Raw genomic sequence first — 9,223 nt, forward strand, 5'->3', positions numbered from 1 at the left:
ACACAGCCCCGCCGTCCGCTCCCGCCCGTCCCCCCGAGGCGCGGATGATCCAGGGCTGGCTGTGGCGGCTGGGCCTGGGACGCGGCCGCGTCCCCATCTTCTACGACGAGGCGTACCGCCTGCCCCTGTCCGGCATCGAGTCCTCCGTGGGCATCGAGCCGCGCAGCACCGACTTCACCACCTGGTACCTGCTGGAGTCCGGCGTGGTGCGCCCCGCGGACGTCCGGCACCCCGTGCCGGTGTCCTACGCCCAGCTCGCGCGCGTGCACGATGCCCGCTACCTGGAGTCCCTCTCCGACCCGGCCACGCTCGCGCGCATCTACGCCACCGACCCGTCCGAAGTCCCCGTGGACGCGCTGCTGGACTCCGTGCGGCTCGTGTGTGGCGGGACGCTCGGCGCGGCCCGGCTGGCCGTCGCCCGGCAGGGTCCCGTGGTCAACATGGCCGGCGGCTTCCACCACGCGCGGCCGGAGCGGGGCGGCGGCTTCTGCACCGTCAACGACATCGCCGTGGCCGTGGCGGACCTGCGCGCCGCGGGCTTCGACGGCTCCGTGGCCGTGCTGGACCTGGACGCGCACCCGCCGGACGGCACCGCCGCGTGTCTGGCCGGCCAGCCGAAGGTGTGGATCGGCTCCGTGTCCGGCAGCGACTGGGGCACCCTGCCCCCGGGCGTGGACGAGACGCGCGTGCCGGATGGCTGCGACGACGCCACCTATGTGCAGAAGGTGAAGGACCTGCTGTCGCGGATGCCCCCCTCCGACCTCACCTTCGTCATCGCCGGGGGCGACGTGCTGCGCGGGGACCGCTTCGGGCGCGTGGGCATCACGCTCGCGGGCGCGCGCAAGCGGGATGTCGCCATCGCCTCCGCGCTCCGGGGCCGCGCCAGCGTGTGGCTGCCCGGCGGCGGCTACCACGCTGAATCCTGGAAGCTGTTCGCGGGCACGGTGTTGGGGCTCGCGGGCCTGGGCCACCAGCGCATCACCGCGCGCTACGACCCCCTGAGCGCGCGCTTCCGGCGCATCGCGCACCTGCTCACCCACGAGCCGGGCTCCGGCTCCGGACTCGCGCCCGGCGAGGAGCCCCTCACGCTGGAGGACCTGGAGGGCCCGCTGCGGCTGGGCCCGGAGGTGCAGCCGCGCGTGCTGGGCCACTACACCGCGCAGAGCATCGAATACGCGCTCTTCCGCTACGGCCTGCTCTCGTACACGGAGCGCCTGGGCTACAGCCGTCTGCGCGTGGAGGTGTCCTCCACCGGCGGCACCGGCGACCGCATCATGGTGCTGGGCCACGCGGGTGGCCGCGAACACCTGCTGTCGGACTCGGTGCTGGAGAAGAAGGTCCTCCAGGGGGAGACCTTCCTCTTCGCCAACTGGCTGAGCCTGCGCCACCCGCGCGCGCGCTTCAGCGACACGCGCCCGCAGCTGCCCGGCCAGGAGGTGCCCGGCCTGGGCCTGTCGCGCGAGACGACGGAGGTGCTGCTCACCATGGCCCAGCGCCTGGACCTCGCGGGGCTGGCCTTCCGGCCCATGTGGTACCACCTGGCCTTCGTCGCCCGGAGCCGCTTCCACTTCTCCACCCCGCAGCGCCAGGGCCGCTTCGAGGCGCTGATGCGCGACCTGTCCGGCCTGCCCCTCGTGGAGGCCACCCGCGCCGTGGCCGAGGGGCGCGTGCGCCTGGACGGCCAGCCGTACCCGTGGGAGCCGGACGACATGCTCTGCCGCCTGCAGCCCGTGCCCATGGACGCGGCGGCCGTGGCCCAGGAGCGCGAGCGCTGCCACTTCACCGTGGTGCCCGCCGCCTCCTGACGCCGTGGTAGTCAGGGCCCGTGGATCTCCAAGCGCAACGCCGCCAACAGCACAAGCTGCGGTTGTCCTGGATGCCGTGGCTCTACTTCGTCCTCAAGCCGCGCCACCACGAATGGGCCCACGCGTGGCAACGCGAGGTGCAGGACCGTCTGCGCGAGCTGGAGACCGTCGAAATCGCCGAAGGGTGCTTCGTCGCCCCGGAGGCGCGCATCTTCGCGGAGCCCGGGCGCACCGTGCGCATTGGACCCGGGTGCAGCATCGCCGCGGATGTCTTCATGCACGGCCCGGTGGAGCTGGGCCCCCACGTCAGCCTCAACGCGCGCGTCAGCCTGGATGGCGGCGTGGCCGGCATCCGCATCGGGGAGGGCACCCGCATCGCCAGCGGCGCCACGCTCTACGCGTTCGACCACGGGCTCGCGCCGGACCGCCCCGTGCGCGGGCAGCCCGTCACGTCGAAGGGCATCGTGATCGGTCAGGATGTCTGGGTGGGCGCCAACGCCGGCATCACCGACGGCGTCACCGTGGGCGACCACGCCGTGGTCGGAATGGGCGCCATCGTCACCCGCGACGTGCCCCCCTGGGCCATCGTGGGAGGTTCGCCTGCTCGCCTGCTTGGTGACCGCAGACAGCGGCCCCGTTCTGGAATCACGGGGGGTTGGGAGCCTCCGGATACTGAGGGGAATCCCTGAGTACCGGGCGGGTCCATTGACTTTGAAACATTCGAGAGACTTATGCTTCAGGTCACGGTGAAACGGAGAGGGGACGCCGGCCCGGGCGTACTGGCTGGGTTGTCCTCTTATTCAGGGATGTATCCGTCTCATCCGTGAAGGAGGCCGCGGTGTCGCAGGAGCAACGCGAAACGGGGATCGGCGGCGCGCCCGGACAGGCTTCCATGGCCGGCGACGTCGTGGACACCCGCCGCTTCCAGCGCGCCGGCTCCCTGCTGCGCGAGGTGGTCTTCGAACTGGACGCCGCGGGCCGGCTGGTCCTGACCTGCCTCGCCTGGGAGCGCTTGGTGGGCGTGCCCGCGGAGGCGTGGAAGGGCCGCCCGCTGGTGGACCTGTTCCATCCGGAGGACCGGGATCAGGCGCGCGCGCTGCTACGCACGGCCGTCGCCCGCGCGGAGTCACCGGCGCGCCTGGAGTTGCGGCTCGCGGGGGGGACGCAGCCCCGCTGGGTGGAGGTGTCCGCGTCCGGCGACCCGGAGCGCCTGGGCGGGGTGCTGGGCACGCTGGTGGACGTCACCCCGCGCAGGCTCGCGGAGGAGGCCGCCGCCACGCGCGAGCGCTATCTGGGCGCCATGGTGGAGGTGCAGCGGCGGCTGCTCGCGCCGGAGTCCACGGGCGACCTGTACAACGCCATCCTGGAGCCGCTGGGCCATGTGGCGGGCGCCAGCCGCGCCTATGTCTTCGAGTTCCACCGCGACGGCGCCGGCCGGATGCTCCAGTCCCAGCGCGCGGAGTGGGCCGCGGTCGGGGTGTCGCGCGAACTGGAGAGCCCGGACACGCAGGCGTGGCCGGTGGACGAGGCCTTCCGGCTGGGCCAGTGGATGGAGCTGTCTCGCGGCGAACCGGTGCAGGGCCCTCCGGAGGCCTTCGGCGAAGGCACGACGCCGGTGCTGCTGGCGCAGGGCATCCGCGCGCTGCTGGTGCTGCCCCTGACGGTGCACGGGGAGCTGTTCGGCTTCATCGGCTTCGACAACTGTGACGAGGCCCGGCTGTGGTCGCCCGTGGAGCTGAAGCTCTTGTCCGGCGCCGCGGGCGCGCTGTCGCTGGCGCTGGAGCAGCACACCGCGGATGCGCTGCGCGTGCGCACGGAGGCCACGCTGCGCCGCACCGAGGCGGGCTTCCACCTGCTCATCGAAGGCTTCCCGGACCCCGTGGTGGTGCACACGACGGACGGCATGCTCCTGTCGGTGAACCCGGCCATGGCCCGCTACCTGGGCTACCAGGATCCCGCCGAGCTGCTCGGCCGGCACCTGCTGGGGCTGGTGCGGCGCGAGGACCAGGAGGTGGCGCGCCGCCACCTGGAGGACGCGCAGGACGGAGGGCTCGCGGCCCGCTCGCACGAGGTGCCGCTGGTGCGCCGCGACGGGCAGGTGGTGAGCGCGGACCTGGTGACGCTGGGGGTGCTCTTCGACGGGGTGCCCGCGCGCGTGACGGTGGCGCGCGACTTCACCGAGCGCAAGCACATGCAGGCGCAGCTCATGCTGGGTGACCGGCTGGCGTCCATGGGCATGCTGGCCGCGGGCATCGCGCACGAACTGAACAACCCGCTGTCCTACGTGCTGTCCAACCTGGAGTTCCTGCACCGCGCGCTGGGCCCCATGCCCCGCCCCCTGGGCGCCGAGGAACTGCTGGAGTACCAGCAGGTGCTGGACGACGCGCGCGAGGGCTCGGAGCGGATGCGGCAGATCGTCCGCCAGCTCAAGGTCTTCTCCCGCGTGGATGACTCGCACGACGAACCGGTGGACGTGCACCGCGTGCTGGACTCCGTGACGCAGATGGCGGCCAGTGAAATCCGCCCGCGCGCCCGGCTGGTGAAGCAGTACGGCGTCGTGCCGGCGGTGCGCGCCAACGAGGGCAAGCTGTTCCAGGTGTTCCTCAACCTGGTCATCAACGCCGCGCACGCGATTCCAGAGGGCTCCACGGAGGAGCACGAGATCCGCCTCATCACCCGCGTGGAGGGGGGCCAGGTGGTGGTGGACGTGCGCGACACCGGGCGCGGCATCGCGCCGGAGCACCTGCGCCGCATCTTCGACCCGTTCTTCACCACCAAGGCGCCAGGCCAGGGCACCGGCCTGGGCCTGTCCATCTGCGACACCATCGTGCGCGCGCTGGGCGGCAGCATCAGCGTGGAGTCCGCTCCGGACCACGGCGCCACCTTCCGCGTGGTGCTGCACTCCACGGCGCGCGCTGCCAGCCCCGCCCGCGTGGCCTGAAGTCTCACCGGGCCCGCGCGCAAGGCCCTGCGTGGAAGCAGGCCCCCGTGCCGCTGCCGCGAAATGGACTGAAACCGCCGCACTCCCGTGTTCGAGTGTGGTGCGTCGGACGGCCTGCCCTCGCGGGGGCTGCCTTCTTCGGGGCAAGGAGTCCACCCTGGGGCCTCCATCGCGGAGAGGGATGGCCCGCCCGCCGCCGCCTTGCCCGAGGGCCCTGGCCCTGACGGCCCTGGAGGATGTCATGCGCACGCCGACCGCCCGCTTTGCTCCCGTGCTGGGGTTGCTGCTGGGCACCGTGCTGGCGCTGGGGCCGGGCCTGCCGACGGCGCGCGCGGCGACGCCCGCGACCGCGACGGAGGCCTGCTCCAACTCCGCGACCTTCCTGATGGGCGCGGCGCGCTCCGACATCACCGGCCCCGCGGCGGAGGTGGGGATGATGGGCTACGCGCAGGTGGCGCAGAAGACGGAGGGCATCCACCTGCGGCTGTATTCGCGCGCGTTCGTCATCGCCTCGCCGTGCAACGGCCGCCGCGTGGCCTTCGTCAGCGCCGACCTGGGCGAGCTGTTCCAGGCGGTGAAGCAGCAGGTGGTGGAGCGGCTGCGCGCGAAGCTGGGGGACGTGTACTCCGACGACAACGTGCTCTTGAGCGCCACGCACACGCACTCGGGGCCGGGCGGCTTGAGCCACTACACGCTCTACAACCTGACCACCTTCGGCTTCGTGCCGCAGAACTTCGAGGCCATCGTCTCCGGCATCGTGGACTCCATCGTCCGCGCCAACGCGCGGCTGGCCGAGGGCTCGCTGCGCCTGGCCTCGGGGGACCTGCGCGGCGCGAGCGCCAACCGCTCCCCCCAGGCCTACCTGCGAAACCCCGAGTCCGAGCGCGCCCGCTACCCGGACGACGTGGACCCCCGCATGACGCTGCTCCGGTTCACGCGCGCGGACGGACACGAGGTGGGGCTCATCAACTGGTTCGCCGTGCACGCCACGTCCTTCGGCAACACCAATCCCCTCATCAGCGGCGACAACAAGGGGCTGGCCTCGCGCTACTTCGAGGCGGGGGAGGGGGGGCTGCTTCCCGGAGGGCCGGACACCTTCGTCGCGGCCTTCGCCAACGCGAACGAGGGCGACGTCACGCCCAACCTCTTGGGCGGCACGAACGGCGGCGGCGCGAACGACTTCGAGGACGCGGCCCTGGCCGCGCGCAAGCAGTACGACTTCGCCGCGCACCTGTGGGCCACCGCCGCGATGCCGGTGCTGGGCGGCGTGGACTACCGGCACACCTACGTGAAGATGGACGCGGTGGAGGTTGCGCCCGCGTTCACGGACGGCACGCGACAGCGCACGTGTCCGGCGTCCATCGGCGTGTCCATGCTGGCGGGCGCGGAGGACGGCCCCGGCTTCGGCGCGGAGGGCGCCACGTGCGAGTCCGTGCACGACCTGTGGAACCAGTTCACCTGCTCGGTGGTGACCACGCCCTGTCAGGCGGAGAAGCCCATCGTGCTGGAGATGGGCACGATGAAGCCCTATCCGTGGACGCCGGAGGTGCTGCCCCTGCAACTGGTGACGGTGGGGCCGCTGGCGCTGGTGGCCGTGCCCTTCGAGCTCACCACCATGGCGGGCCGGCGGCTGCGCGACACGGTGCTCGCGCAGTTGCAGGGCTCGGGGGTGACGGACGTGGTCATCGCGGGGCTGTCCAACGCGTACTCGGGCTACGTGGCCACGCGCGAGGAGTACGCGCGCCAGGACTACGAGGGCGCGTCCACGCACTTCGGACCGTGGACGCTGGCGGCGCTCCAGCAGTCCTTCACCGGCCTCGCCGGCGCGCTGCGCGACGGGACGCCGGTTCCACCGGGGCCCACGCCCCGGGATTTGCGCAAGGCGGTGGTGGGCCTGCAGCCCGGCGTGGTGTTCGACGACAAGCTCTTGTGGGTGGACTTCGGTGACGTCGCGGAGGAGGCGAAGCCCGCGTACGCGCGGGGCGACACGGCGAGCGCCACCTTCTGGGCGGGGCATCCACGCAATGACTTGAAGACGGGCGGCACGTACCTGCGCGTGCAGCGGCGGCTGGCGGACGGGACGTGGTTGGACGTGGCGCACGACGGGGAGGGCGGCGCGCTGTACCACTGGCGGCGCGAGTACTGCGTGCCCACGCTCGCGTGTTCACTGGTGCGGATCGACTGGCCCATCCCGGCGGACACGGCGCCGGGCACCTACCGGCTGGTGCACGAGGGCAACTGGAAGTCCGGCTGGGACGGGCGCGTGCACCCCTATTCGGGGAACTCGCGCCCGTTCACCGTGCGGTAGCGGGCGTCAGTCGCAGGAGCCGTCGGCGTTGCACCGCTTGTCGCACTTCTTGCAATCCGTGCCGTTCTTGCCGCACTGGTTCTTGTCCCTGCCGTCCAGGCAGCTGTTGCCATCGCAGCAACCCGCGCAGGTGGACGGGTCACAGCGGCACACGCCGTCCATGCACGCGAGTCCCGGGCCGCATGCGCCGCCGAAGCCGCAGATGCACCGGCCCGCGAAGCATGACCCCGCGTTGGCGCCGCACGCCGGGCCGTTGCCGCAACCGCAGGTGCCCTGCGCGGTGCAGGTGTCGGCCTTGAGGGTGGAGCAGTCCGAGCACGCCACGCCCCCCGCGCCACAGGTGCGGAAGGTGGCGCTGGTGCACACGCCGTCGCGACAACAGCCGTTCTTGCAGTCCAGGCAGAAGGTGCCCGAACCGCCGTCCGACGTCCCGCCATCCGGATTCGTTCCGGAGGCGAGCCGGACGGTGACCTCCACCTCGTAGCCGTCGCGCACGGTGGCGCTGGCCTCGCCGGTGGCGAGCACGGTGCCATTGCGCAGGCCCTCCACGCGCACGGTGGCCTGGGCGCCGTTGGCGGCGTCGGTCAGGAGGACGCGGAAGGTCTCGCCGCTCTGGAGGGTGCGGTCCGCGGCCTCGGGAATCATCGACGCGGGCACGTCCATGCCGCCCGCCACGGTGCCGGAGACACGCAGCTGGGTGAGGTTCAGCGAGGGTTCGAATTCAGTGGTGACGAAGAGCGCGGTGCCGGCCGCGGCGGCCGGGTCGCGGCAGGCGGCGAGCGCCACCAGCGACAGCAGGCCACTGGCCAGGAGGAGGCGGACGAAGGCCCGGCCGGGTGTTGCTCCTACGATGATCATGATGGCGCGCAGGGTAGCGACTTCCCGCCGTGACGCGAAACGCGCATCGGGGACGGGATGCCGGGCGTTGAGCAGCGGACGCTCATACGCGGTGTCCGGTGCGCTCCTCGTCGGTGCTTCTCGCGTGGCATCGGAAGCGGGAAGGTCGCAGCATGGGAGAGCGTGCGCGAGGAGGCGGCAACGGCATGGTGGTCATCGTCATGGGCGTTTCGGGCACCGGGAAGTCCACGGTGGGCAGGGCGCTCGCGGACCGGTTGGGGTGGACCTTCGAGGACGCGGACGACCTGCATTCGGTGGAGAACCGTCGGAAGATGGCCTCGGGCACCCCACTGACGGACGCGGACCGGCAGCCCTGGCTGGTGCTCCTTCGCGCGCGCCTGGAGAAGGCGCTCGCGCACGACGAGCCCCTGGTGCTGGCGTTCTCCGCGCTCAAGCGCGGCTACCGCGAGCAGCTCATGATGGACGCGGCGCGCGAGCGCTGGGTGTACCTGCACGCTCCCGCGGAGGTCATCCAGGCGCGGCTCCAGCACCGCGTGGGACACTTCATGCCGGCCGCGCTGCTCGCCAGCCAACTGGCCGCGATGGAGCCGCCGGAGGACGCGCTCTCCGTGGACGTGACGCCGCCACCGGACGTGGTGGTAGAGCGCATCCTGGACGGGCTGGACCTGGGACCCGACGCGAAGCGCGAGTAGCCCGCTTCAGGACACCGGGTGTTCGACGGTGGCGCCCAGGCGCTCCAGCAGCTCGCGGTACCAGGCGAAGGCGCTGGCGCTGCGGCCCACCAGCTCCTTCGTGCCCCACAGCAGGGTGAGGGTGCGGCGCGTGGTTCCGTCCGTCTTGGTGCGCTGGGCGTCCTTCACCGCGTTGGCGCAGGGGCCCTGCGCATCGAAGAGGCACAGCAGGCCCTCCAGGTCGATCTCCTGACCGGAGGCGTTGAAGACGTAGCGGTCGCCCTGGATGGCGGTGGCGACGCGGAAGGGGGCCTGCGCGCGGTCCAGGTCCACCACGCTGATGGGCAGGCCGCTGTGCAGCGACACGGCATTGCACGCGTCCACCGCGGCGTTGATGGTGGAGAGCGTTCCGTCGCCGGACGCGCGCACCAGGTATTCGGAGGCGGGCTTGCCCCGACCGGTGGGCTTGTAGCCGCCGTGGCGCAGCAGGTCCCTCACGGCGCCGCGCACGGCGTCGTCGCTCTGGAGGGGAGCGGTGGCGCCGGGCTTGAGGAGGGCCTGCAGCCACTCGGGCGCGGGCAGGTCTCCCAGGGGGGCGGGGAAGATGGACGTGAAGGCGACGAGGTCGAGGAGGGGATGG

General features: G+C 72.4%; 7 protein-coding genes. 5 read left to right on the forward strand and 2 right to left on the reverse strand.

Annotated elements, in window-relative coordinates:
• The first annotated feature begins 44 nt into the window (after nucleotides 1-44).
• From D7Y13_RS32825 to D7Y13_RS32840, 4 genes are all read left to right on the forward strand, one after another.
• Nucleotides 45-1,805, forward strand: a complete 1,761-nt coding sequence (locus D7Y13_RS32825) for a histone deacetylase family protein (RefSeq protein WP_120583772.1) — start codon at nucleotides 45-47, stop codon at nucleotides 1,803-1,805.
• A 20-nt stretch (nucleotides 1,806-1,825) separates the two neighbouring features.
• Nucleotides 1,826-2,494 (forward strand): acyltransferase, encoded by a 669-nt coding sequence (locus tag D7Y13_RS32830; protein WP_120535525.1) that lies wholly within the window; start codon nucleotides 1,826-1,828, stop codon nucleotides 2,492-2,494.
• Nucleotides 2,495-2,697: 203 nt separating this feature from the next.
• A complete protein-coding gene (locus tag D7Y13_RS32835; RefSeq protein WP_233595562.1) occupies nucleotides 2,698-4,746 on the forward strand; it encodes an ATP-binding protein in 2,049 nt (682 codons plus the stop codon).
• A 241-nt stretch (nucleotides 4,747-4,987) separates the two neighbouring features.
• Nucleotides 4,988-7,054, forward strand: a complete 2,067-nt coding sequence (locus D7Y13_RS32840; RefSeq protein ID WP_120535524.1) for a neutral/alkaline ceramidase — start codon at nucleotides 4,988-4,990, stop codon at nucleotides 7,052-7,054.
• 6 nt (nucleotides 7,055-7,060) lie between these two features.
• On the opposite strand, the gene D7Y13_RS32845 is transcribed toward D7Y13_RS32840, so the two are convergent.
• Nucleotides 7,061-7,912: a hypothetical protein gene (locus D7Y13_RS32845; RefSeq protein ID WP_120583773.1), complete on the reverse strand. Its 852-nt coding sequence runs from the start codon at nucleotides 7,910-7,912 to the stop codon at nucleotides 7,061-7,063.
• Between the two features lie 185 nt (nucleotides 7,913-8,097).
• Between D7Y13_RS32845 and D7Y13_RS32850 the strand changes: the two genes are divergently transcribed.
• A complete protein-coding gene (locus D7Y13_RS32850) occupies nucleotides 8,098-8,604 on the forward strand; it encodes a gluconokinase (protein ID WP_120583774.1) in 507 nt (168 codons plus the stop codon).
• 6 nt (nucleotides 8,605-8,610) lie between these two features.
• Here D7Y13_RS32850 and D7Y13_RS32855 read toward each other — a convergent pair.
• A partial coding sequence (locus D7Y13_RS32855; protein ID WP_120630887.1) for a phenylalanine--tRNA ligase beta subunit-related protein occupies nucleotides 8,611-9,223 on the reverse strand: 613 nt, incomplete at its 5' end.

The sequence above is a fragment of the Corallococcus praedator genome, assembly GCF_003612125.1.
GTDB lineage: Bacteria > Myxococcota > Myxococcia > Myxococcales > Myxococcaceae > Corallococcus > Corallococcus praedator.

Bases quoted from the DNA above. Each gene is read 5' to 3' on its own strand.
- D7Y13_RS32825 (WP_120583772.1), top strand. From the start codon at position 45: ATGATCCAGGGCTGGCTGTGGCGGCTGGGCCTGGGACGCGGCCGCGTC.
- D7Y13_RS32850 (WP_120583774.1), top strand. From the start codon at position 8,098: ATGGTGGTCATCGTCATGGGCGTTTCGGGCACCGGGAAGTCCACGGTG.
- D7Y13_RS32840 (WP_120535524.1), top strand. From the start codon at position 4,988: ATGCGCACGCCGACCGCCCGCTTTGCTCCCGTGCTGGGGTTGCTGCTG.
- D7Y13_RS32835 (WP_233595562.1), top strand. From the start codon at position 2,698: ATGGCCGGCGACGTCGTGGACACCCGCCGCTTCCAGCGCGCCGGCTCC.
- D7Y13_RS32845 (WP_120583773.1), bottom strand. From the start codon at position 7,912: ATGATCATCGTAGGAGCAACACCCGGCCGGGCCTTCGTCCGCCTCCTC.